Below are 22,556 nucleotides of genomic sequence, written 5' to 3'. Positions count from 1 at the left end.
GCGGCGCACAGAGGTCGTCGGCATTTTCCCCAACGACGACGCCATCGTGCGCCTGGTCGGTGCGCTGCTGCTCGAACAGAACGATGAATGGGCCGTCCAGCGATCCCGCTACATGACACTTGAGACAATCGCCACAATGAGCGATGATCCGCTCATCAGCCTGCCAGCAGCAAGCTGATACTCATCCGACCCTCTGGGATGAGCCGTGGTCGTCTAAGCTACACCACGTCCTGGGACATGATCTCAAGCTCGAAGAACTTCGCGTAGGGGCCGCCTGCAAAGTGCCGCCGTAGCTCTACAAAATTCCGCAGCGAGCGAGCGAGCGAGCGTGTTTCCTGCCGTTGAATGGTGGCGCGATTGGAAAACCGATGCGCGGGAGCTCCCAGGAAGGCCAAAACGGCTGCCAGGCATGCGCTCGGTTTAAGAAGAAGATCCTGGTATTCGATCATCAGCAGTTTGCTCGGATCAAACGCATCCTTGACCCGCGCATGGAAATCGTCGGCAGCTTTGAAATAGGCTTCGCATTCGTTCACTGACAGCGAGACACTTGGGGGCTCATTACGGTCCGGGCTGAATTTCAGCCACTGACCCGTTTGCCTTGCCTGCACCAGCGATCGTAGGGATTCCAATGTATTGCGAGTAAGCAAAATGACTTTGAGGCCTTGCCAGCGAGCCAATTCGTCGAAAAAGCCTGGACGCTCATAAAATTGAGGCTCGTTAATTTTACAGCCGACATGCGTCACCTTCTTCTTGGCTGGTGGATAGCGCATGTAGGCGAGCTCGAGAAGCTCGCGATCGCTGTGCCTCAGGCGATCCTTATCGGGCCAATTTTCATCATAGCTGTTGAGCAACTCACCGTTGCTCAAGATATTTGGATGATCGTTCAGCAACGCTTCGAGATAGTGCGTCCCAGTTCGCGGCATCGCAAGGATTACAAATGGCTCCGGCGACGGTAGGGAATGGATCATTGCGCATGTTTCCAACTGTTATTGATCACAAAGGTGGGGATGGCGCCCGCACAAGAACTTCGCCGTTGCGCCGACGAGCGTAAGGGCTCTCCGGCTGGTTCTTTACGCCAGGCTATTGAAAGACGTTCGTACTGCGGTCTGGCCAGTGCAGCTGAAACAGATCGGTATGATCCGTCTGCAGCCTTTGAAGGCTGGCATCGACTGCTTCGAAAAGGTTTGCGCGCGTGTAGCTGACGCGGCCGTCCAGGATATAGGGCAGGTTTGCTTTGGCTGGCCGGACGGGACCGACCGCTTTGGTCGAAAGCACCACATCCTGCCTGCGGCCGGTTTTGCGCAGCCAACTGTCGATATAGCGCGCCGAGAGACCGTCGTCCCGACGCGCGGTGGTACAGGATACATCTCCGCCGTGTCGACAAAGTTTACGCCTACATCGAGAGCCGCCCCGAGTTGCGCGCGTGCCTCGGCTTCCGTGTTCTGCTCTCCCCAGCCCATCGTACCCAAGCCGAACGCGCTTACTTTCAGGCCGCTGCGGCCGAGTCCGCGATACTGCATTTCATCACTCCGTTTCGTAAGCGGTCACGGCTTCAGGGCATCAGACGGCGCCGCAGAAGCGTTGCCGAAAGGAAGAACGGCAATGCCGCGTAAAGGCAGAGCGCACCGACATGCAGGCCGACGCTTTCCGCCGGCCGGCCGAGCATTGCTGGACGAATGAGGTCGATCGCATGTGCGAGCGGCAGCAACTGCGCCATTTCCTGAAATCCGCCCGGCAGTTGCGCGACCGGAAAGACCGCGCCGCAGAGGAACAACATCGGCGTGAGGACGAGCGTCTGGTAGAAAATGAAATAGTCGTAACTGGGTGCGAGTGCCACGACGACCATGGCCACGCTCGCGAATGCAAACCCTGTTAGCGCAATAACCGGCAGCACGCAGGGGATCGACGTCCACGCCGCATAGCCGAGCATAGTGGCGACGATCAAAATTCCCGTCCCGGCCAGAAACGCCTTGGTGGCCGCCCATGCCAATTCGCCGAGAATGACATCGCCGAGCGTCAGTTGTGTGTATAGGATTGCTTCCCAGCGGTGAGATTGCATGCGAGCGAAAGCCGCATAAATCGTTTCGAAGGTTGCAGATGTCATGGAACTTGCCGCAACCATGCCGCCCGTCAGAAACGCGATATATGGAGCCCCGTCCACGCGACCGACCATTATGCCGAGGCCGTAACCGAGACCGAACAGGTAGATCATGGGATCGGCGAGATTCCCGAGTATCGACGCAAGCGCAACCTTCTTCCATGCCAGATAGTTGCGGCGCCAAACCGCAATCCAGTTCCAAGCGTTAGCCGGCAGCGTTGTCGCATAACCTTCACCCATCATTCATTTCTCCATCTCGCGCCCGGTCAACCGCAAAAAAACATCCTCCAGATTCGGTGGCCGCTGCAAAAGACGCAGGCCCGTTCGCCCGCGCAGTTGCGCCAAGACCGGCTCCGGATCGGACGCGTAACAAAAGAGCGTCTCGCCGCTCACCTCGAACCGTTGCGCATATGGCCGGATCGCTGAATGCAGTTCATGCGGATTGCCGCCGTATATTTCGATCACCTGGCAGCCGATCTGCTCGTCGACAAGCGCATGCGGGCGGCCCTCGGCGATGATGCGTCCCTTCTCGATGACGCACAGGCGATCGCACAAACGCTCAGCTTCTTCCATGAAGTGGGTGGTCAAGATAATTGTCTTGCCGCGCGCCAGAAGTGCCCGCAGGCGCTCCCAGATCAAGTGGCGCGCATGCGGATCAAGGCCCGTCGTCGGCTCATCCATGACAAGCAGCTGCGGGTCGTTGATCAGCGCACGCGCCAGTGTCAGGCGCCGCTTCATGCCGCCGGACAGCTCGGAAACGCGTGCATGCGCCTTGCTCTCAAGGCGCGCGAACTCGAGCAGTGACGGGATAACCTTTTCGACCTCGCGTGTGCTCATGCCGAAATAGCGTCCGAACACCACAAGATTTTCGCGCACAGTGAATTCGGCGTCGAGGTTGTCGAACTGAGGGACGACGCCGATGCGCCTGCGTGCCAAGCGGGCGCGCGCCGGCACGGGTACACCGAGCACGCTGATCTTGCCGGAATCAGGAAGAGTCATGCCGAGAACCATTCGCGCGATTGTGCTTTTTCCCGCGCCGTTCGGCCCGAGCAGGCCAAAGCATTCTCCCGCTCCAACGGAAAACGACAGCCCGTCGACGACGGTCCTTTCGCCGTAAGACTTCGTGACACCGGCAAGTTCGATTGCTACCGTGGACATGTGCTCATCTTCATGTTGTCTGCGACGCCAACTGGCGCCAATTCGGCGACCCGCTCCTTGGTGAAGAGCACGCCGTTGCACCATACATGGTCGATGCGTCCCCATTCGCAGGCTGCGGCAGCATCCGGGAAGAAGCCCCGTCCATGGAGGTTGGCACTCGTGTTGCAAAGCAGCGGAATGCCTGTGAGTTTTTCATACTCGATGAGGAGTTCGGTAACTGCGTGTTCAGAGCTCCTGGAAATGGTTTGCAAACGTGCAGATCCGTCGAGATGGACGACAGCGGGAATCTTGTCCTTCCACTCCGGGCGCGTCTGGTGGTCGAACAGCATGTAGGGATCGGGCGTTCCGGGACTGAATATATCCGGCGCGAGGTCCTCCAGGCATATTGGCGCCACCGGCCGGAAGTGTTCGCGAAATTTGACTTCGTTGAGATAGTCTTTCATTTGCGGCGACGTCGCGGCTGCGAGAATGCTTCTGCCTCCGAGCGCCCGGGGTCCGAGCTCGGCGCGCCCGGCAAGAAAGACAACGGGCTTATTGCTGGCGAGGATCGTGGCGAGTTCTAATATGCTGCACGGGGCAGCCTCCCATCCGGGCGGCGCATCGCCGTTTTTCAAAGCCGGGCCGCTGTAGACCGACCACTCCAGCGGCACAAAGCCTTCATGCGCCGCCATGGCGCTGCAGGCGGCACCGATTGCAGAACCACTGTCGTTCGGAAATGGCGGAACCCAGACGGCATCGAACAGGCCCGTCTCGCGCAGTGCACTGTTCCATTTGATGTTGAGACCACAGCCGCCGGCTATGCATAAATTACGCGGCCCTGGCAGTGAGTGGCGCTGCATGGCAAGCGCCATTTCACGGACTAAGAGAAGCTCCAGGAAAGAATGGAATGATGCAAGCACGTTTTCGGGCGCCTTATCCTCCAATCGGACCACGCTGGCATCGAAGAAGTCATGTACGGCTATAAGGGAAGATTCAGCGTCGTTGATGTTTGCGCGATAGCGACAGGCTCGCTCGGCATCGCCTGAAAAGTGCTCCTCGTAGAGCTCTTCGAACACCGCGACGATGTCTTCATCAATCGAGCTAAGCGCGATATAGGCCATCAGCTTGCCGGCGACACCGAGGTCCCAGCCCGCGCGGCTTGGCTGCTTATATGGCCCGAAGTAATGGCCCGCGGCAGCGTAAGCTTGCCCTATCATCGGGAATAAGGACTCAAGGAACCGCGCTCCGTGGCCATCGACGTGATAGAGGCGCGGGAAGATGCAGCCACCCCATACCAGGCAGAACGCGGCTTCACCAGCCTTGGCGAATGGACTGGTGCAGTATGCGGAGGCCACATGGCCGGTAACATGCGGATAGCTCTTATAAGAAAGAACCCGGTCGTCGAGAATAAGGCCGGAGCCGTCGAGCGAATCGAGAAGACCGTCGGGGTGGCGTTCAACGTAGGGCGCCCCCGTGAGAGTGACGGGAGCCGCGCCGCTGAGGACCTGGAAACGCGACTCGATCTCACCATCCCATCCGTCGATGACGAACTGATCGACGTCGCTTGGATTAAGACCGTGTTCCGCCAACGCGGTGACAATTGCGTCGAGATTGTCGATGGTTTGGTATCGGCGATTGTTGTCTTGCTTCTCCTGCTCAATGCAGAAGACTAGCCGTCCGTCCTCGATAAGGGCGATCGCCCCGTCATGGGTCAGCTTTATACCACAGATGCGCATAGTGTCTCCATGTCTAAGCTCGAAACTTCAATTGATTAGGAAGAGGAAACCGGATTGCGGAAACGGACGAGCAAGCAGTCTTCGTTGTCCGAGTCCCCCTGTAACTCAAGACGCTCTACCTCGACCAACATTTCGGTGAGAATGGCAATGACCGTCTCAGCGCCGGTAACATGACCCCAGCGCTGGCAGTTCGCATCGCGAGCCGAGCCGAAGACCAGATGCCCGCCCGGCGCAAGCATGCGAAGCAGGTTCCCACCTGCCATTCGCATCTCGGCAATGTCTCCGAGGTAATAAAGAACTTCTGCAACCACGATCAGATCGAAAAGCTCTTCAGAGGAAAACTGTTGTACGTCTGAGACAACCCAGCTGATATGTGCCGGCTTGTTCATGCGCCGGCGTGTTCGATCAATCGCTTCTGGCACGACATCGATAACGGTGAGGCGCTGGCAATGGGGCGCCAGTTTTTCCGTGAAGGCGCCGGCCGCACACCCGACTTCGAGTGCATTTGCGATGGGCCCCTGGGCAAGCGACAGCAGGAGCATTTGCGCGTGACGCTTGCGTTCGAACGGATTTCCGTCGAGGCGCCACGGATCATCTGCAGCCAGTTCGCGATTTAAAAGTTGATAATTGTCGTGCGTTTTCAAGCCGTCTACCTTGATAGAGCGATCATTACTGGTCGGTGCAAATGCCGTCATATGCCATCGATCTGGTAGCATCTCTCGCAAGATTGTGCCGGCGAAGCGGAGCTTCATTTTCTTGCGATTCTCTCGGGCTTGATGCAGCAACCGGGTCTTGGATGGCGTCCAGCTTTCCACCCTTGCCTGTTGCCTTGGCAGCAGAGCCGCGCGACAGCCAATCGCTATTGCTCAACGTACAGAGCGCGTAGGCCTTCAAGGGCAGCAGGAAAAAGATGTTGATGAAGGTATGCAGGGAGAAGCCGATAAATCGAAATTGGCGAGCACGAACCGCTGCGACGCTGCAGCGGATCATGGTCATCGATGCGATCATCAGGCATGTCCACCAGGGCACGGTCCCGGTGAGCGCGAACTGCGCTAGTCCGGTTAGCACCGATAGGGCGAGCAAGAGCGGTCCGAGGTTCTGACCAATGACGTCCAACGTGAGAAAACGGTCAAGACCAGGCAGAAGGTTCATTGCAAGCAACGTGTCACGGAAAGTGCTGCGTGCCCAGCGAAGTTGTTGACGCAGATAAGGGCGCAGCTTGTTTGGAACAACAGTTGCCGCGATGGCGGTTGGAACATATTCGGTTCGAAATCCGGCCTTCAACATGAGAATCGTAAGATGACGATCTTCGCCGAAATCGCTTCGCTTTCCCCGGAACATTTGCGTTTCGTACTGGTCGAGTAGCATGGTAAGCGCAGTCCGGCGGTACATGGCGCATGGGCCACAGCAGCACATGACAGCACCGAAACGAGCCTGTGCCGCGCGCTCCTCATTACAGGCTAGCCAGTATTCCATGTCGATCAAACGGGTCAACCAGGTCTCGTGGCGGTTGCTGGCGGCAAGCTGGCCCATAGCCGCGCCAATTGCCGGATCTTGCATCTTGAGTGCAAGTTTCACGACGACGTCTGGGGCGAGAATGGTGTCGGAGTCGACGTTGAGGACCAAATCCCCAGAGGAACGGCGTATCGCTGCTATCTGCGCCTTGCGCTTTCCAACATTCTCCCTGAGCAGAATGAATGTGAATCTTGGATCGCGTGCAAACGCCGTGTGGACGGGCGTGATGGCGTCGCGATTGCTGGAACCGTCATCAACCACATAGACATTCAAATCCCCAGCGTATTCTTGCTGCGCGATGGACTCCAGGCAGTCCCAGAGTGTGCCCGGATCCTCATTGAAGGAGGGTATGATGACATCGACGCTCGGCCATTGCGCCGAAGCGATGGGCTCTGCAGAGGTCGATGGCTCCTCGATTGGCCGAGCATAAACGACCTGCATGCTTTTATAAGCCGTCGAGAGCATCGCATAAAGCGAGATAGCGGCAGTGCTGGTTGCGTCGAGCAGATTCATGAATATCGCTTTCAGTGATGTTGAGGAAGCGAGCGGATTAAAAATCCGCGGTCGCGCACGACTGGGATGATGCGAGAGAGTGCCATGATGGTATGACGGCGCAGACTGCTATCTACGCTCGGCTTCGCCTCGCTTGGAGGGCATCCGTCGTGCAACAGAACGATTGCCCCGGGACGGATAGAGGCGAGCACTGCATCGACAATGGCATCGACGCCAGGACGAGACCAGTCTCGCGGGTCCACAGACCAATGGACGGCCGCCAGCCCTGCGCTCGCCGACACGGAAAGAACGTCTTGGGTCCAGCTCCCGTAGGGAGCGCGCATATATTGCACCGACGCCTGCGGGCATGCAGTCTTGATAGCCCTGCTCGCCTCAGATATCTCATGTTCTATTTCGCCGGGACCGCAATTGGACAGGTCCGGATGGGTCATCGTGTGATTGGCGACCTTGTGCCCTTCGGCGATCATTCGTTGGATGAGTTTCGGCCGCTCGGCTGCGTAAGTTCCGATAACGAAGAAGGTTGCGGGCGCCTGATGTTGCGCCAGCACGTCTAGAATCTCAGGCGTACAGAAGGGATGAGGTCCGTCGTCAAATGTCAGATAGATGCTCGGCCGGTCGGTGGCGTCATCGCACGCATTGGGCATTTCGTATAAGCAATCGAGTTGCGTCATAGCTCTGGCCCGTTCCGATCGATTACCGTGCCGGCAGGCCAATCGGAGATGGATCTTCCAATCGGCAGGACGATGACAAGCGCGTCGTCAATGCGTGTGGGCGGCTTGTCGAGGCGCGCCTCCGGTAGAGTGGACGACACACGAATCCCCGATAAGATCGTTACCGGACCGTAACGGCCGAACCTTTCGATATGCTTTTGCAATGCGGGCCGAACGGTGCCGAAAGCAAATGGAACGGCGAGTTCGCGCAATACAGGAAGCATGGCGTGAACTGAATGCCCGATCCCCAATCCCTCGAGATCCGGACGTACGCCATATAGTCCGAGCTCACCCACCAACTGATCAATTGCGCCAATTTTAATAAATCGGCGCAGCAAGCCCAGATGAGCCGCGACACCATTAGCATCATAGGCGATGAGACGAAGTTCGGGCCTTGCTCCCGCCCAGCTTCGACTGCCCTCGAATGGTTTTGCATTAAAGGGCCCGGTTGGCCCATAGGTCATCCGAAAGAAGTCGGCGAGCTCGATATGCTCGGCGAGTTCCAACTCGTTTTCCCAGCACAGTCTCCACCGCACCTTTGAGCGCATGCAAAGACCTCCTTTTTCCTGCTGTAGTTCTGAGGGAAACATCGTGTGATTGCAGCAACTGCTCGTCTACCCACGTCATACGCCCCAGGCGGTCGCAACGGCATACAATCGTTATAGTAGAACCTTTCTATTTCGCTCGCGTCTGAGATGATCAACTCTCTGAATACTTCCGACCGTCGTCGGTCGTTCGTAAGCTTACGCCGATGTACTCGTCTGCTAATCGACATACTTGTCAGGTTATCGACATTTTCCTCATGCACCATCATGCCGAATCGGTAAAATTGATTGTTTGGATGGCAACCATCCACATCTTGAATGAAGGAAAAGATGCGCTTCAAAGGACTGGACTTAAATCTTCTCGTCGCGCTCGACGCATTGATGACCGAGCGTAACCTGACGGCCGCGGCACGCAGCATCAATCTCAGCCAGCCTGCGATGAGCGCTGCTGTGGGCCGATTGCGTGTCTATTTCGAGGATGAACTGTTTACGATGAATGGTCGCGAACTTGTCCTGACGCCGCGTGCGAAGGGCCTGGTTTCGGCCGTACGTGAAGCCTTACTCCATATCCAGCTTTCGATCATTTCCTGGGAGCCGTTTGATCCCTTTCAGTCGGATCGCCGTTTCAGGATCATTCTTTCCGATTTCCTCACACTCGTGTTTATGGAAAAGGTCGTGAAGCGTGCTGCGCGGGAAGCCCCAGGCGTGAGCTTCGAATTCCTGCCCCTCGCCGATGATTACGACGAGCTTTTGCGCCGTGGCGAAGTCGATTTTATCATTCTCCCGGACGTGTTCATGCCAACTGGACATCCTCGAGCGAAACTGTTTGAGGAAAGGCTCGTATGCGTGGGCTGTGGCAGGAACCAAGAGCTATCACAGCCGCTTACATTCGACAGATACATGTCCATGGGGCACGTCGCGGCCAAATTCGGGAATTCACGAAGACCATCAATCGAAGAATGGTATTTGCTCGAACACGGTTTTAAGAGACGTATCGAGGTCGTCGTGCAGGGCTTCAGCATGATCCTGCCCGTTCTGTCCAATACCAATCGCATAGCGACCGTGCCGTTGCGACTGGCGCAACATTTCGCAGAAGTTTTGCCCCTTCGGATCATGGACCTTCCACTGCCGCTTCCCCCATTCACAGAGGCCGTTCAATGGCCTGCGCTTCAAAACAGTGATCCGGCGAGCCTATGGATGCGCGGGATTTTATTACAGGAAGCATCGCGCCTTGCCCTCCCGTCGGCAGAGCATTGAGTGGATGCCAGCAATGTTGCTGGAGCCCATCTCATGCGGATACTCGCAAGATCGGCTTAGAGTTTATAGGGAAGAGAGGCCATCGAAGCACCTGGCTTTCAACGGATCTGGCAAGTCGGCGAACGGTGCAAGGCAGATTGGCAGGAATGTCTTTGATGCCGTCGATAGAACGCCAGTTTAAAATAACAATGTGTGTGAACTTGTACCGCCAGCAGGTAAACATTCTGGTCAGCGGTAATGTGCTTGGTGGTGCAAAAGGGGTGGAATACACGCATATCGAAAAGTACCGGTACGGCTTAGCCACACTTCTGGTGCGGCATTCCACACTCCGTTACCAGCCATGCGAAAACCGCCAATTGATAGACCGACGTCGTCGAAAACTATGCCGATGCCCGTTGGATGCTTCACCACACTGGAGAGGCATTGCGATCATTTCTGTCTCAGCTGAGCAGCAATCATGTCGCGACTGGCGTTATGGATCAGCAGCGTTTCGTAAAAAACCGTCAGAATGTTTTCCGCCAATTCCGTATCCAAGTGTTGCATACGAAGGACAGTCACCTTTCGCTCCTGCCGTGAAACCTGTTCTTCACTTTCGGCAATATGGCGATTTGCGATATCAAGGTCGGCTTGAGTGAATATCATTTTGGTTTCTCCCTGAGATCGGCATCCCTGGGAAGTGGCACTCGCACTGAAGCGCTTCCCTGTGTTCCGTCGGAACCCAGTTCATCGCGGTTCGGAAGAAACGAAGATGACGCTACACTGGTGGACGCTACCAGTGACGCTCGAAACGCGTCGGGTCGGTTAATATCTTATACCAATCGGCATTGGTCAGAACCGATGTGCCCAGTCGCGCATTCCGATTGACATGATCTTCCAGGGCTGGTCGACCAGCTTGTTCCAAGCGGCGCAGCAATGATTGACGATGTCGTCGTAGGATGTGAAGACGCGGTTCGACAGCCAGTTGTCGCGCAGGAATTGCCAGACATTTTCAACAGGATTCAGTTCTGGGGATCGCGGCGGCAGGAAGAGCAGGGTGATGTTTTCCGGCACGATCAGCTTGGCCGATGAATGCCAACCCGCCTGATCGAGGATCAGAACCGCGTGCGCACCGTTATCGACCTCGCGGCTGATTTCCTGAAGGTGCGCGTTCATTGCCTCTGTGTCGCACCAGGGCATGACAATGCCTGCACCCTTACCCTTCTTCGGGCAGATCGCCCCGAATATGTAGGTCCATAGCGTTCGCTGATCGTGGGGGGCCGATGGACGCGTTCCCCGTTGCGCCCATCGCCGCGTCATCTTGTTCTTTTGCCCGATGCGGGCTTCATCTTGCCACCACAGCTCTATTTCTGTGCCTGGAGCGAGGGTCTTGCTGATCGCGCTGATCTCTTCCGGGAAACTTATGGAATGGCCCGCCCTTTCACCCAGCATCGAGTAGGATGCTGATATCGGGAAAGAGAAAGGAACGAGCGAATGTCTATTGCTATCCTCGGTGTTGATCTGGGCAAGAACTCTTGCAGCATAGTTGGCGTCGATGCGGCCGGTGCCGTGGTCGTTCGTCGTACAATGCGCCGGCAGACGCTGATCGACTATGTGACGAAGCTTCCGGCCTGTGTGGTCGCAATGGAAGCATGTTGCGGCGCGCATCATCTGGGACGCCTGTTTATGGCGCAAGGCCACCAGATCCGGTTGATGTCGCCCGAATACGTTCGCCCATATATCAAAGCGCAGAAGAACGATGACCGCGATGCGGAGGGGATCGCGGAGGCCGCTTCACGGCCGACAATGCGTTTCGTTGAACTCAAGAGCCAGGAGCAGTTAGATATCCAGACGTTGCATCGGGTGCGTTCGCGCCTCGTAGCCGAACGAACGAACCTTCTCAACCAATTGCGAGCGATCTTGCTGGAACGCGGGGTGATCTTTCCTGCTGGCAGGCGAAAGTTCGAGCTTGATTTGGATCGCATGCGTTCCGAGGGCAATGAGACCTTGTCGCCCCGCATGCGTCAGCTGATTGACGGGCTGCGTGCCGAATGGAAAGAGCTCGACGCGAAGATTGGGGCGCTGAACGATGAGTTTGTCCAACTGGCGCGCAACGATGCCGCCACACGCAGGTTGACCTCGATCCCTGGCATTGGGGTGCTCAACGCGACGGCTTTGGTCGCGGCCGTGGGTAATGCAAGCAGCTTTGCCAAGGCCCGAGACCTTGGCTCCTGGCTTGGGTTGGTTCCGAGACAATACAGCACGGGCGGCAAGGCACGGCTGCTTGGGATATCCAAGCGTGGCAACACCTATCTGCGCACTTTGCTCATCCATGGCGCGCGTGCGGCATTGCCATCGCTTTCAAAAAGCGACACTCCTTTGGGGCGATGGCTGACAGCAATGATCGAGAGAGGCGTGCATCGGAACGCAGTGGTGGTGGCGTTGGCCAACAAGCTGGCGCGTATCGCTTGGGCCGCTTTACGCAAAGAGACACGCTTCGAACGCGGTTACCTGGTAGCGACGGCATAATTGGGTCGGAACATGCTATCGCACACGTAGCCCAATGAGGTTTGCAGGAAGGATCGTGAAGATGGCCTGACAGTCGATCGGCGTTTGGAAAGCCCGGTTTAAAAAATGGCACATGATGCCGAGAAACTTATGGGGCTCTAGACGCGCGGATGTCCATCTTGGCCATGGGGGCGACCCATGAGACCGTATACGTTGACGCAGACTGATCAGAACACCGTAAAATCTTCTTGCAGACGGGCGGGCCATACGTTTTTTAAAATCCTCCACCGCCAATTCGTTCTGGGCATAGTGGCGAGGACGGGCAGACAGCTTGGCAAAGCCCATGGCCTTCAACTCACGTCCCACGGTGCTTTCGTCCAGCGATATCCGATAGTCCTCGAATATCAAGCGTGCCAGGTCCTTCAACCGCCAGCGCACAACGCCGTGAATCGCCGGGATCGGCCCCTTCTCCACAAGACGACGAAGCTCCTGGCGCTGATCGTCGTTGAGTTTCGGACGCTTGCCCGGAGCCTTCACGTTTAAAAGACCCTCAGGGCCTTGCGTGTTAAAGCGCTCGACCCAGTCCCGCACGATCTGCACAGTCACGCCACCAACTCTCGCGGCCTCGCCGCGCGTCGCTCCATCATAAATCTGCGCGAGAGCCAGAAGCCGCCGCGTCTGAGCGGCATCTTTCGACAGCCGCGCCGCCTTGCGCAAGTCATCGCCAACATAATCCGTCCGAAGCCGAAGTGCTGATCCCATGGCAAACCTCCCGTTTGCACCATGGATTCAGATTCATCGCGTTTTGTGAACCCTCAAGAGTCAGCAGCAATGCCGATTGGTATTACCATAGGTAGTGCGGACAAAGCAGCAGAATACATGTTCGAGGAGTGGCCGGGAAATGTCACGATGGATTTACTTCAATTAGCGCAACGCATTTCGGTCATTTGCTGCCGTCAATTTGCTTACCAATTGCGATTTCGACACCATTGCGGCATTCAGGATCGCCTACTGTCTGGCCATCATTTTGGCCGCAGGTCTCGCCTATGCGACCTAACAAGCTGAAAACATCTCGCAGAGTCTCTTCGTCCAAGGTCCGCAACTTTTCGATTGAGGCCAATAGCAGAACCGCTTTTGCTTCAGTCCCACCCCAGAGATGGGGTGCTGCTGGCGCGATAATTTCCTCCGGAGTGGCGTCCAGAACCTCACAGAGATGAATTAGCCGGCATACCGTCAGGCGGGAGATCTTATTTTCGTAGCGGCCGTAAACCTGTTCGCTCAGCCCAAGCAGGGGCGCAAGTTTCGATCGAGGCAGTTTTCGTCTGTCGCGGGCGCCGCGAAGACTGGTGCAGATCTGTTCTTCCAGTTCGGCGCTAAGCACAATTCGCCCATCAAAAGGCTTCCGATAGACAGGTTTGTCTATGCGTGGGTCAACGACCTGCTGTAAACCGAGTTCTTTAATCCATTGCTTCAAAGATGGACCTGCCATTGCTGAGACTGAGGGTTAACGCGCAAGATCTCTTTTATACGGAAAAACGTTAAGGTTAAAACCTGTAACGTTGCATTTTTGATCATTTTTGGCGCATCTTTCTATCAAGCGAATTCGTCAAACGTGCACTAATTTCGCATATTATTATTGTTTTTCAATACATAATTGAAATCGGCACTGGTTTCTCTTGGTGCAAGAAAAAACACAATCGCACCAAATTGGCTATCGCCAGGTTACGCACCGCACTGGCATGGCGTTCCCGACCGATCCGATATCGTGAGAAACGCATCAATGCGATGTCTAGAATCTGTAGGGTGGTTTTCCTGTGGTTTTTGTTCACTGCGACCCCGAAGCGGCTCTCTGTCGCTTAGGTCTGATGATCGACATGCGGGAACGCGAGATAGGCCATCAGCCTCAGAGGGGATCGCCGAAACCCGTTCATAGATGGGCTCCTCCAGATCGTGTTTTTTTGAGGTCACAAGTCGGGACGGGCGATCGGGTTATCCAGCGCTCTCCACGCGTTACGCTTACTGAAAATTGCATACTCAGCTCAAAAAATGAGTCGACTGACATAATGCTTTCCATTTTTTTGCCGAAAAAACGCAAAATATATTTGGCTCACCTTCAAGCGTTCTCACTAAAGGTATCCTATGAAATACCAGCTCGATTCAACTGATTTCAGTACAAATCTTTAGAATTTCAGCCGACCCGGAAAGCTGTCCAGATTGCGAAACACGTGCCAAATCGGCGCGTACGGCAATTTACAACGCCCTATGAGAACAGCATATTGCGTCGCGCCGCCGCTATCTATGGTTGGTATCACAGCTCTCCCTTCTCCCTCATCTCTGTGGGCACGAGATCGCTTCAAATAGGAGGCTAAAGCAAATGAAAAATATCGTGTACGTGTTAGAGTCGGATACCGCCCGTTTTGGGGCGGTTGAGCTTCAGGATGGAAGCATTGCTCCGATCTATGACTTGATTGGTAGCAGGCTAATCGAGATGATCCGCTTTGACGATATGCACTCGCTGTTCGTAGATGAAGAAGCGTTGCGTGACGGGCTAACCGCCTTTACAATCTTTGATGGCTGTCCAAAGCCTCTGGCGGGGAAAATTGTCCTTGTGGGAGGCGACTGCGGACAACCTTATCGTGCCCCATTGATCACGATTGCGGATGCGGCGGCACGCTTCCGATGTTGCCGGCCGGTGCTCGATCCAGTCTTTGCCACGGCCGGCGATATGACGCCAAAGGGTCTTATAGTTGCCGGGGCACTGGCAAGCTTGCAAGTCCGCATTGATCGTCGCTCTCCCGTGCTCGAAGAGAGCGAAAATCGCGGTTTGATACAATAAATCCGACCGCCACGCTCGCGAAAGATCGCGCGGGCATGGCGGCAAAAGCTTAGGTATTCGGTTTCAACTCACTCACTCATTTGCCAGGCGGCAACCCCTTAATGAATTTGCTGCGGTGGCGCTGCCGCTAAATAGGCTGGCAGATCTCAGGGAACTCCGGAAAACGCGCGCACCGTTTGCAGGTCTGAGATGGCGATCCAACGCACCTCGGGTAATCATTGCTCCAGGAGATCAGATCTCAAAACCCAAAATGAGGGGATGGAGTTTACGTCGACCACGCACGGCACAATCCTCCCGCCTCTTGTGATAGCCCCCGGGTCGATGATGACCAGCTGGGAAAGCGGGCTGTCGCTATTCATCCAGCCATCCACGTTTCGCACGCTGATCCTCAACGTCAAGTACGGGAGGAGCATTGCGTTTTCGGTCAAGCGTCATTGGCTCCATGTCCGAGCATCGGCCAATTTGAGAATTTTGTCCGTAAGGCGAACCAAATTTGATCGGTCGAAACGGTATCGAAATGGCATTTAGACTTTCAAAACAATTAATAAAATCAATGCGTTAGTTTAGTCACTATCCCGCTGCGACCTCAAGTAGCAGCTCAAACTCGTACATATCTTGCGCCAAATTGATTTGTTGGGATATGCTTTTCGCGTATCGACCGCAAACATCCCGACGCGTGCGTCGGGTTTGAAATGGAGAGAAAAAACCGGCCAGAAAAAGAAAAACCGCTCCCGAAGCAATCCGGAAGCGGGTCTGTAAGAGAATAAATTAGCCAAAACCTTTCTCGCAGACCCTTCCTTCCTTGTCAACAAAAAACATCACTTTGGTGAACGGCGGAGCTTTGCCTGGTCCCGAACGGAGACGAGGACATGGAAGATATGACCACCTGCCAACGGCCGGTCGGCCGTAAGATAACGCCCCAAAGGGCTGAATTCCGGCGCTGGGCAAAATCGGCAGAAATCGGAATGGTGACGCGTGCCCAATTGGCTGTGCTTGCTCAAAATCTGACCTGCACAGGCCTGATAAATGGAACGGAAAGCCATCTGTTGCTAATATTGATCAACACCGCCCCCGCCGATACTTTCGATACGTCGGGGCGGCCAATCGTGTTCAAATCGAACCGACAATTGGCATTTGAGGTCGGGCGTTCGGCCGGCCGGGTCAGTCGAATGCTTTCCAAGCTTTTCGATCTGGGTTTGATCACGATGCAGGACAGTGGAAACTATAAGCGATATCCCGTCAGAAACAGCGATGGCGTCATAACGGATGGATGCGGGGTCGATCTTCGAATATTGGTCCTGCGATATGGCGAGCTTACTCGCCTCGTAAAAGACATCCGAGCGGAGAAGAGGGCGACCGAAGCTGCCTTGCGACGGTACCGAGGCGCCTTGCGCAATATCCGTTGTGCCCTCGCTGCTGTCGCTGATGTAAGTGCAACAATGCGCCAACGCATTGCCGACCGGGTCGAGCGCATCAGCAATTATATCGGAATTGCTGCCAAAGCATCCAACCGGATGCTGCGTCGTGCGACTGTCCTTCTTGAATGGTCTATGGACCGACTGATGCGGCTTGACCCGCGACCTCAAGACCAACTCGGCGCAGGGAAAACGACATGCGTGCCTGTCGAAAACGACATGCAGAAACAGACTACACCTCCTTATCAATCAAAACGTAGTAGTAATGTTCGAGAGGGTTCGGCTCATGTCGGACAATACAGTTTTCCAAAAGCCAGCGCCGCCAGCAGCTCGGCTTTTGAAGAAACCGCGACCCTTTGGCGAGGCTCAGTCAGCGAGCGAGAACCTCAGCGGCAGGCTCTAATCGCGCTTAAGGATGTCTTGCGGGCGGCCCCGGCCCTCGCGGAGCTTGGATGCACTCCCAAGAGCTTCCAGGAGTTTGTTCGGCTGACTCCGATGCTGTGCCGCTTCGTCGGGATCTCAGAGGATGCCCGCCGTGGCGCCGTGGAGGCAATGGGCGAACAGCAAGCAGCGGTGGCGGTGGCAGTTATTCTGGAAAAAGCAAATCGGCAGGAGGTCAGTTCGCCCGGCGGATATCTGCGCGCAATGGCCGAGCGCGCAGCCGCGGGCAGATTGTATCTTACCCGCTCGGTCTTCGGTCTGGCGGCTCGCCGCGACCTTGAGCAAAGGACTCGAATGGCCGGGCAAACTTAACTGGTGGGTCACGCTCTTAAGCGGTGCAGCGTTCTAGTCGACACTGTTCATGCGCCACGATCAAAGTGAGCGACGATGTCGGCGCATGCGGTGACCGACCGGAAAACGAGTGAGTGTGAGGTCCAGGATTCTATAGTTGTGGCGCTGGTTCCTTTAAAAAGATGATCATGAAAACCACTTTGCGGCGAGATCGCGGTGAAGACCGACGCTGTCCGTTGCCGGAGTGCCTACCAGACAGCCAAGCTTACCTGCGATTGATGTCTCATTAGCTCCCGTTATCTTGAGGCACCATACGCTTCAGCAGCCGAACGAGATCGCGCTTTGCCTCGCTCGGAAGGGTTCTGATAATTCGGTCCAGAGTGAGACGATCCTCGGCTTCCTCAGGCGTGCGCCCCCAAAGATGGGGCGCCGCTTCAAAGAGCATATCTATGGGCATAAAGCCGAGAATTTCACAGAGATGGATCATTCGGGTGACCGTCATCCTTGAAAACGCCCGCTCGTAACGTCCGTACACGGGTGTCGACAGACCGAGCATTGGCGCAAGATCCGCGCGAGCGAGGCCCTCGGCCTCGCGCGTTTTTTTTAAAAATGCGCTGATCAGTTCTTCCATATCTCCTAGCGTCGCAACTTTCCCGTCAAAACCGGGCTTGCGGTAGATCGGCTTGTCGACTTCCGGATCGGTGGTATCTACGAGGCCTCTCGCACTTTTGTAACTTTCTAGATCTTGCGTCACCGCCTGTCCCTATTTTTCAACAATCGCCGGTCAGCGTGGATCGCCGTGGACGGACTTGAACTGCTTGCCTTTGCCCCTTTGAGGTCGTCTTCTGTCCGTTCCGAGGGGAACATTGTCAGGTTATAACAACTTTAGAGAGCTTAGCCAATTTGCTTCAGTAATCCGATGCACGATGAAGTCAAATCACGGCTGCGAGATCGGCGATCTAATTTAATCAGCGACAAACGATTGCTCGCTGGGACCATTTTCAAACCACCACGATCCCCTTGAAATTCAGCGAGAATTCGCGAATACATCCTTCAAGCTCCTTAATGAAGTCAGCGGCAATCGTCATTGGTTCCGATGTGAACGGCCGAGCCAAGGGTCGGCGCATCTTCGTGTCCGCTTATATCCCATTTGGTTAGCAGGAAAAGTAGGACCGTACCCTGGTGATGATTTTCCCAGAGAGCCTTATCGGCTATCCCTCTCCGGTTGTTGCGTAAAACCAAGCGATTTGTGATGGCCGGCTTGCTCGCGCGAAGCGGACGGGATAGTGCCTGTCTTTAAATGACGGAACCGGTCGTCGAGCGCATCGTAAAGCTCGCAGAGCGTCAAAGCGAAAGGCTTACTGCGGCTTTCTGGGGGCTGGGCGGCTATCAGGGAAGCGCTCGTCTTCTCTGGTAGGTCTCGGCCATGCGGTGCCCGATTGACGCGTCAAGAATGCCCGGATTGAATCGGGGCTCGGCCTTGAACCCGACTGAATCGCGCGCCGGATCGGCATCCCCGCGCCACTGGCTTGACGATGCCGAGACGCTCAGCGGACGTGCGGCGAAGGCCGCTGAGGCTGCCGTTGAGGGCTGCGGCATCGTTCGTAACGACACCGCGCTGACCCTGCTCGCACACCGCATCGGCCTTCGAAATAGCAGGTGCGATCGATCTTGCCGGGACATGTTCCGGCTTCCGCTACGCTCGCGGACGGCGCTGTTCGCAGGCAGGGACGACAGGCCATGGTGGCGGCCAATAATCTCAGCCACCGGATCAATCCAGCCGAAGGGCGACCTCTTTTCTTTTCCAGACGCCGCCGGCGCCGGCGTCTTGAGGCCATTAGGCAATACGGAGAAGCCATTCTCGGTTTGGATCTCGCGGTGGACGACAGCCGCTACGATCTGATCTCCTTCCTGTTGGGGGCAGCACCTGGCCCCTCGCTCCAGGCATGGTGGCGGAGGGTTTCCTGATGATGATGCGGGACGGTCGTGCCGTTCAGGCCAATGCCCGAATGTCCGATGTCGTTACCAACGGGATCGGCATCGATCCACAAAACTCCTGCTGACAGGCTCTGAAGCGCGCCTGACGGAAGGTGACCGTCGTTTACGGGCCACGCCATCAGTTCCAGACAAGGACCTGAAACAAGTTGACGTGGGCCCGCAAGACAATGTCCCAGATGAAATGACACGCGGGCGCAAATCGCGATTTTCCGCCCGAAGGCCGCAACGTCCTGCATTGCACAGGTCGCGCCGAGCTAAGATAGTCCGGCAACATGGCCACAGAGCGAACGAAGTGCATCAGGCTTCCGAATGTCGACCATTCGCGCATGTCGCAGGCTGATTATGCTTTGTTCCTTCAACTCGCTCATGGCACGCGATACCGTCTCGATCGTCAAGGCGAGATAGTCCGCAATGTCCTGCCGCGACATGGCCAATCTAAACTGCCGAGTGCCTCCCAGGCGCTCGCAGAGATCCAACAAAAATGTGGCCACCCGTTCAATCGCAGACTGCCGTCCGATAAGCAGAAGGTGTTCCTGAGCACGTTCCATAGCTTCAAGAGCAAGTGCAAGGAGTTCCGGCAAATGCCGCTGCTGAGCAAGGCCCTGTTCAAACGCCACTATTCTTGTCAGGGCGAGCGCTTCGGCAAAGTAACGATGCTGAGAGCCAGCTTCGAAGCCGAACATTTCCCCCGCGACATGGAAGGAGACGACCTGCCTCCCCCCGTTGGAAAGGATGCGACATACCTGAACAGCTCCGGTAGAAACCCGATAGCACTTATCGGCGCTCCCGCCCTGAGCGTATATCTCTTGGCCGCGCTCATATGTGACGGCGATGTGCGCTCCCCCAATTTGCGGCCCCACAATTTTCGTCGGCGAGGTCCAAGGCTGTGCTGCGGGCATGAATTTCGGCTGCATCTGGTATTCCCCATGTTCCGGGGCAAGATTGCCGGTTCTTATGGGAGCGATAAATTCGGTTTTATCACTAAGGGTAAACACTTAACCGGCATCTCGTGCGAATTGCCGGCGATTTATTCCGATCCCTTTCGAAGGGTGTTCATCACTAGAGGCAGCAGCTTGTCGTCGTCATAAGAAATCGTGGCGCCGCCCGGTCAGAAAATAATGCGGGCGAGTCTTTCGGCAAAGACGTCTCGACGCGCAGGATGGGCCCGCTAAGTCCGCGAAAGCGCCTCCAAAGTTGCCTTCGATTATATAATCCCGTCATCGAGCAATGACGATCAATTTAGAGTTTTTGGGAAAACAGATGCCATGACGACCCTTCCCGTTCGCAAGGTTACGGCAGGACCCCGAATGCGGCGAGATCAACACTACGAAGCTAGAAGGGCCCCATCTCCACCGCAACAGCCATACGAACCAGATGCGGGATGCTTTTTGCTCTCATTTTCGACATGACGCGGGCGCGATGAACCTCCACCGTGCGGCGGCTAATATTCAGATCATGTGCAATCGACTTGTTCGGAAGGCCGACCACGACGGCAAGAAGCACTTGGCGCTCCCTCTCGCTCAAGGTTTCGATGCGCGCTTGAATGGCAAGGCTCTCGTCGACGTTAGCGCCATTAACATGTAAATGGTCCGACGCTCGTTCGATCGCCTCAATGATAACGGCGTCTTCGCAGGGTTTCTCTATGAAGTCGACCGCACCGGCTTTCATCGCCTCAACTGCCACCGGCACATCGCCATGTCCGCTGATCACGATTGACGGAATTGAGATCTTTTTCACGCTAAGCTGACGGATGAGATCTATACCTGACATCTCTGGCATTCTGAGATCCGTAACAAGAATTCCGTTGTGGATGCCCGGCGCAAAGGAAAGAAACAAGGCTCCCGATTGATGCACCTTGACGGCATAGCCGTTCATGGTCAGCATGAAGGCAAACGATTTGCGCGCCGGCTCTTCATCATCGACAATATGGATCGTATAGTCAGTCGGTTTCACACGTTTGTCCTTCCGTATAGGCGGGAAGCGTGAACTGGAAAGTAGCTCCGCCAGCCGCGTTTCTTGAGACCGTCATTTCACCTCCATGGGCCTCGACAATACGTTTCGAGATCGCAAGGCCGACACCCATTCCACTTGGCTTTGTCGTGACGAATGGCTCGAAGAGCTCCGCGGCAATTTCTTCCGGAATGCCTTTGCCGGTGTCTTCCACGATAACGGCGACTTCATCCTCCTGCGTGGGCATCGTGCGGATCGTAAGCTCACGATGCTCGACGTGGCGCATAGCTTCTATGGCGTTTCGCATCAAATTAATGATGACCTGTTCGACCTGAACACGATCGACCATCACCATCTCGGCGCCGGGCACGTATTCGAAGACAGTCCTGACGCCTTTTTCTCGGGAACCTACAAGCGCAAGGACGCCTGCTTCCTCCACCAGCGTGCGGATATTTTCGAGGCCCTTTTCCGTTTCACCTGTCGTGACGAACTCTCTGAGATGTTTGATAATTTTTGCCGCTCTAAGGGACTGACGTTCAATCTCCTGCAAAGCGTTTCTCATGACCGTTGGGACATTGTTGTCCATGTCGCTCAAGAGCTTCGTACACCCGAAAGCGTAATTTGCGATCGCCGACAGCGGTTCGTTCAGCTCATGCGCAAGGGCGGATGCCATTTCGCCCATTTCGCTCAGGCGGGCCAATCTTGCCAATTCCGCCTGGATCCGCTGCTGGTGAGCAGCAGCCTCTTCCCGCTCCGTAAGGTCTCTTAGGAAGCCGATGAAAAATAAGCCACCACCCGATTCCAGCTGGCTCGCGGTTAACTTGAGGGGAAACGTCGATCCGTTCTTCCTGCGTCCGACAACTGCTTGATCTGCGAGAACGCGCTTTTCGCCCCTTCCAAGTTGCCGTTGCATATGGCTGCCGTGGACGGCGCGAAAAGGATCAGGCATCAGCAGTCGCAGGTTCGCGCCAACGAGCTCTTGTTCTGCATACCCGAACTGCCGCAAGACGGCGGCGTTGAAGGACACAATTTTACCGTCGCGGGTCGTGATCACCATCGCATCGGGCACTTTGTCCAATATCGATGTCAGATGCGCAGTGGGGGCAATCTCACTCTCGATGATGGCATGTCTCGTCGCCTGCAACACCTCTCCCAGACAAGCAATCAGAAGCACCGCAACGCCAAAGGAAACCAGTTCAAAGACCGTCGCGTAAGCCGCATCGCTCAGCCGCTGAACAAGGACATCAGCGCCAAGCGACATGCCCGCCGCTAGAGAAATCGGCTTTCCGCCGCCGATGATTGCGACCACGAGAATAGCGGGAATGAACGGCAATAGGGTAAGATCGTCGCTGGTGAACTGCGACAGGGCCAATCTCAGTGCGAGGACGCCGAATGGAGCAGCGGCGGCGACACTATAGGCGACGATCGGTCTGCCCCGCCACCGGACAAGCATCCAAGCGAGCCCGCCAGCGCCTTGTGAATGCATTTTGTGATCCACCAGGGAAAAAGGTACTGTCATCATGCCGCGCATCTCGCTGGCAGATCAAAACTAAGCTGAACTCTTTTCATCGAGTATGCTGCGCCTCCTTTGCCTCGGCGCCGCGATTTTGAAAATAATTCAAAGAAATCC

Annotated in this window: 22 protein-coding genes and 2 pseudogenes; 6 read left to right on the top strand and 18 right to left on the bottom strand. The window is 55.8% G+C overall.

Annotated features, from left to right (window positions below):
* On the top strand, positions 1 to 178 hold a 178-nt coding region (locus QDY28_RS26670), incomplete at its 5' end, for a transposase (RefSeq protein WP_331384343.1).
* A gap of 40 nt (positions 179 to 218) precedes the next feature.
* Here QDY28_RS26670 and QDY28_RS26665 read toward each other — a convergent pair.
* From QDY28_RS26665 to QDY28_RS26620, 10 genes and pseudogenes are all read right to left on the bottom strand, one after another.
* Positions 219 to 968, bottom strand: a complete 750-nt coding sequence (locus QDY28_RS26665) for a sulfotransferase (protein ID WP_184805589.1) — start codon at positions 966 to 968, stop codon at positions 219 to 221.
* A 112-nt stretch (positions 969 to 1,080) separates the two neighbouring features.
* Complete coding sequence (locus QDY28_RS26660; protein WP_331384342.1) at positions 1,081 to 1,278, bottom strand: aldo/keto reductase; 198 nt, start codon at positions 1,276 to 1,278, stop codon at positions 1,081 to 1,083.
* Positions 1,279 to 1,412: 134 nt separating this feature from the next.
* A pseudogene (locus QDY28_RS26655) lies at positions 1,413 to 1,460 on the bottom strand (aldo/keto reductase); the annotation flags it as partial.
* Positions 1,461 to 1,552: 92 nt separating this feature from the next.
* On the bottom strand, positions 1,553 to 2,338 hold the full coding sequence (locus QDY28_RS26650; protein ID WP_004125979.1) for an ABC transporter permease: 786 nt from the start codon (positions 2,336 to 2,338) through the stop codon (positions 1,553 to 1,555).
* Positions 2,339 to 2,341: 3 nt separating this feature from the next.
* On the bottom strand, positions 2,342 to 3,256 hold the full coding sequence (nodI, locus tag QDY28_RS26645) for a nodulation factor ABC transporter ATP-binding protein NodI (protein ID WP_004125976.1): 915 nt from the start codon (positions 3,254 to 3,256) through the stop codon (positions 2,342 to 2,344).
* Positions 3,244 to 4,971 carry a nodulation protein NodU gene (nodU, locus tag QDY28_RS26640; RefSeq protein WP_004125972.1) on the bottom strand — a complete coding sequence of 576 codons (1,728 nt, stop codon included), beginning with the start codon at positions 4,969 to 4,971 and terminating at the stop codon, positions 3,244 to 3,246. Before nodU ends, nodI begins: the two co-directional genes overlap by 13 nt.
* 35 nt (positions 4,972 to 5,006) lie before the next feature.
* Positions 5,007 to 5,723, bottom strand: coding sequence for a nodulation methyltransferase NodS (nodS, locus tag QDY28_RS26635; RefSeq protein ID WP_032495018.1), 717 nt, complete (start codon positions 5,721 to 5,723; stop codon positions 5,007 to 5,009).
* A complete protein-coding gene (nodC, locus tag QDY28_RS26630) occupies positions 5,641 to 6,999 on the bottom strand; it encodes a chitooligosaccharide synthase NodC (RefSeq protein WP_004125966.1) in 1,359 nt (452 codons plus the stop codon). The genes nodS and nodC overlap by 83 nt, the downstream gene beginning before the upstream one ends.
* Positions 7,000 to 7,010: 11 nt before the next feature.
* Positions 7,011 to 7,670: a chitooligosaccharide deacetylase NodB gene (gene nodB, locus QDY28_RS26625; RefSeq protein ID WP_004125963.1), complete on the bottom strand. Its 660-nt coding sequence runs from the start codon at positions 7,668 to 7,670 to the stop codon at positions 7,011 to 7,013.
* The gene (locus QDY28_RS26620; protein ID WP_004125955.1) at positions 7,667 to 8,257 is read right to left on the bottom strand and encodes a NodA family N-acyltransferase; all 591 of its coding nucleotides are present in this window, start codon (positions 8,255 to 8,257) and stop codon (positions 7,667 to 7,669) included. Before QDY28_RS26620 ends, nodB begins: the two co-directional genes overlap by 4 nt.
* 327 nt (positions 8,258 to 8,584) lie before the next feature.
* Between QDY28_RS26620 and QDY28_RS26615 the strand changes: the two genes are divergently transcribed.
* Positions 8,585 to 9,511 carry a LysR family transcriptional regulator gene (locus tag QDY28_RS26615; RefSeq protein ID WP_004125953.1) on the top strand — a complete coding sequence of 309 codons (927 nt, stop codon included), beginning with the start codon at positions 8,585 to 8,587 and terminating at the stop codon, positions 9,509 to 9,511.
* A 429-nt stretch (positions 9,512 to 9,940) separates the two neighbouring features.
* Here the strand turns inward: QDY28_RS26615 and QDY28_RS26610 are convergent, their stop codons facing one another.
* On the bottom strand, positions 9,941 to 10,153 hold the full coding sequence (locus QDY28_RS26610) for a hypothetical protein (protein ID WP_004125950.1): 213 nt from the start codon (positions 10,151 to 10,153) through the stop codon (positions 9,941 to 9,943).
* 186 nt (positions 10,154 to 10,339) lie between these two features.
* A pseudogene (locus QDY28_RS26605) lies at positions 10,340 to 10,873 on the bottom strand (IS630 family transposase); the annotation flags it as partial.
* A 108-nt stretch (positions 10,874 to 10,981) separates the two neighbouring features.
* Here QDY28_RS26605 and QDY28_RS26600 point away from each other — a divergent pair.
* On the top strand, positions 10,982 to 12,016 hold the full coding sequence (locus tag QDY28_RS26600) for an IS110 family transposase (RefSeq protein WP_004118306.1): 1,035 nt from the start codon (positions 10,982 to 10,984) through the stop codon (positions 12,014 to 12,016).
* A 15-nt stretch (positions 12,017 to 12,031) separates the two neighbouring features.
* Here QDY28_RS26600 and QDY28_RS26595 read toward each other — a convergent pair whose 3' ends face one another.
* Entirely contained in the window at positions 12,032 to 12,757 is a 726-nt protein-coding gene (locus tag QDY28_RS26595; RefSeq protein ID WP_120764250.1) for a helix-turn-helix domain-containing protein, read from the bottom strand.
* A gap of 181 nt (positions 12,758 to 12,938) precedes the next feature.
* On the bottom strand, positions 12,939 to 13,484 hold the full coding sequence (locus QDY28_RS26590; protein ID WP_004125942.1) for a helix-turn-helix domain-containing protein: 546 nt from the start codon (positions 13,482 to 13,484) through the stop codon (positions 12,939 to 12,941).
* Positions 13,485 to 14,369: 885 nt separating this feature from the next.
* Between QDY28_RS26590 and QDY28_RS26585 the strand changes: the two genes are divergently transcribed.
* Positions 14,370 to 14,831 carry a DUF3846 domain-containing protein gene (locus QDY28_RS26585; protein WP_004125939.1) on the top strand — a complete coding sequence of 154 codons (462 nt, stop codon included), beginning with the start codon at positions 14,370 to 14,372 and terminating at the stop codon, positions 14,829 to 14,831.
* Positions 14,832 to 15,700: 869 nt separating this feature from the next.
* Entirely contained in the window at positions 15,701 to 16,999 is a 1,299-nt protein-coding gene (repC, locus tag QDY28_RS26580) for a plasmid replication protein RepC (protein ID WP_184805587.1), read from the top strand.
* 265 nt (positions 17,000 to 17,264) lie between these two features.
* Here the strand turns inward: repC and QDY28_RS26575 are convergent, their stop codons facing one another.
* Positions 17,265 to 17,732 (bottom strand): helix-turn-helix transcriptional regulator, encoded by a 468-nt coding sequence (locus QDY28_RS26575; RefSeq protein WP_004125932.1) that lies wholly within the window; start codon positions 17,730 to 17,732, stop codon positions 17,265 to 17,267.
* 986 nt (positions 17,733 to 18,718) lie between these two features.
* Here QDY28_RS26575 and QDY28_RS26570 point away from each other — a divergent pair.
* On the top strand, positions 18,719 to 18,946 hold the full coding sequence (locus tag QDY28_RS26570) for a hypothetical protein (protein ID WP_154668707.1): 228 nt from the start codon (positions 18,719 to 18,721) through the stop codon (positions 18,944 to 18,946).
* Between the two features lie 284 nt (positions 18,947 to 19,230).
* Here the strand turns inward: QDY28_RS26570 and QDY28_RS26565 are convergent, their stop codons facing one another.
* The 3 genes from QDY28_RS26565 to QDY28_RS26555 all read right to left on the bottom strand — a co-directional run bounded on the left by QDY28_RS26565 (position 19,231) and on the right by QDY28_RS26555 (position 22,412).
* Entirely contained in the window at positions 19,231 to 19,890 is a 660-nt protein-coding gene (locus tag QDY28_RS26565) for a helix-turn-helix domain-containing protein (RefSeq protein WP_184805585.1), read from the bottom strand.
* Positions 19,891 to 20,308: 418 nt separating this feature from the next.
* Entirely contained in the window at positions 20,309 to 20,929 is a 621-nt protein-coding gene (gene fixJ, locus QDY28_RS26560) for a response regulator FixJ (RefSeq protein WP_004125927.1), read from the bottom strand.
* The gene (locus QDY28_RS26555) at positions 20,916 to 22,412 is read right to left on the bottom strand and encodes a PAS domain-containing sensor histidine kinase (protein ID WP_184462165.1); all 1,497 of its coding nucleotides are present in this window, start codon (positions 22,410 to 22,412) and stop codon (positions 20,916 to 20,918) included. Before QDY28_RS26555 ends, fixJ begins: the two co-directional genes overlap by 14 nt.
* Positions 22,413 to 22,556 lie beyond the last annotated feature (144 nt).

The sequence above is a fragment of the Rhizobium sp. BR 362 genome (genome assembly GCF_036528765.1).
Classification (GTDB): domain Bacteria; phylum Pseudomonadota; class Alphaproteobacteria; order Rhizobiales; family Rhizobiaceae; genus Rhizobium.
This window is presented reverse-complemented; position numbering and strand designations above follow the sequence as displayed.

Excerpts from the sequence above, each read along its gene's own strand:
- QDY28_RS26665 (WP_184805589.1), bottom strand. The coding sequence starts at position 968 with ATGATCCATTCCCTACCGTCGCCGGAGCCATTTGTAATCCTTGCGATG.
- QDY28_RS26650 (WP_004125979.1), bottom strand. The coding sequence starts at position 2,338 with ATGGGTGAAGGTTATGCGACAACGCTGCCGGCTAACGCTTGGAACTGG.
- nodI (WP_004125976.1), bottom strand. The coding sequence starts at position 3,256 with ATGTCCACGGTAGCAATCGAACTTGCCGGTGTCACGAAGTCTTACGGC.
- nodU (WP_004125972.1), bottom strand. The coding sequence starts at position 4,971 with ATGCGCATCTGTGGTATAAAGCTGACCCATGACGGGGCGATCGCCCTT.
- nodS (WP_032495018.1), bottom strand. The coding sequence starts at position 5,723 with ATGAAGCTCCGCTTCGCCGGCACAATCTTGCGAGAGATGCTACCAGAT.
- nodC (WP_004125966.1), bottom strand. The coding sequence starts at position 6,999 with ATGAATCTGCTCGACGCAACCAGCACTGCCGCTATCTCGCTTTATGCG.
- nodB (WP_004125963.1), bottom strand. The coding sequence starts at position 7,670 with ATGACGCAACTCGATTGCTTATACGAAATGCCCAATGCGTGCGATGAC.
- QDY28_RS26620 (WP_004125955.1), bottom strand. The coding sequence starts at position 8,257 with ATGCGCTCAAAGGTGCGGTGGAGACTGTGCTGGGAAAACGAGTTGGAA.
- QDY28_RS26615 (WP_004125953.1), top strand. The coding sequence starts at position 8,585 with ATGCGCTTCAAAGGACTGGACTTAAATCTTCTCGTCGCGCTCGACGCA.
- QDY28_RS26610 (WP_004125950.1), bottom strand. The coding sequence starts at position 10,153 with ATGATATTCACTCAAGCCGACCTTGATATCGCAAATCGCCATATTGCC.
- QDY28_RS26600 (WP_004118306.1), top strand. The coding sequence starts at position 10,982 with ATGTCTATTGCTATCCTCGGTGTTGATCTGGGCAAGAACTCTTGCAGC.
- QDY28_RS26595 (WP_120764250.1), bottom strand. The coding sequence starts at position 12,757 with ATGGGATCAGCACTTCGGCTTCGGACGGATTATGTTGGCGATGACTTG.
- QDY28_RS26590 (WP_004125942.1), bottom strand. The coding sequence starts at position 13,484 with ATGGCAGGTCCATCTTTGAAGCAATGGATTAAAGAACTCGGTTTACAG.
- QDY28_RS26585 (WP_004125939.1), top strand. The coding sequence starts at position 14,370 with ATGAAAAATATCGTGTACGTGTTAGAGTCGGATACCGCCCGTTTTGGG.
- repC (WP_184805587.1), top strand. The coding sequence starts at position 15,701 with ATGGAAGATATGACCACCTGCCAACGGCCGGTCGGCCGTAAGATAACG.
- QDY28_RS26570 (WP_154668707.1), top strand. The coding sequence starts at position 18,719 with ATGGTGGCGGCCAATAATCTCAGCCACCGGATCAATCCAGCCGAAGGG.
- QDY28_RS26565 (WP_184805585.1), bottom strand. The coding sequence starts at position 19,890 with ATGCAGCCGAAATTCATGCCCGCAGCACAGCCTTGGACCTCGCCGACG.
- QDY28_RS26555 (WP_184462165.1), bottom strand. The coding sequence starts at position 22,412 with ATGCATTCACAAGGCGCTGGCGGGCTCGCTTGGATGCTTGTCCGGTGG.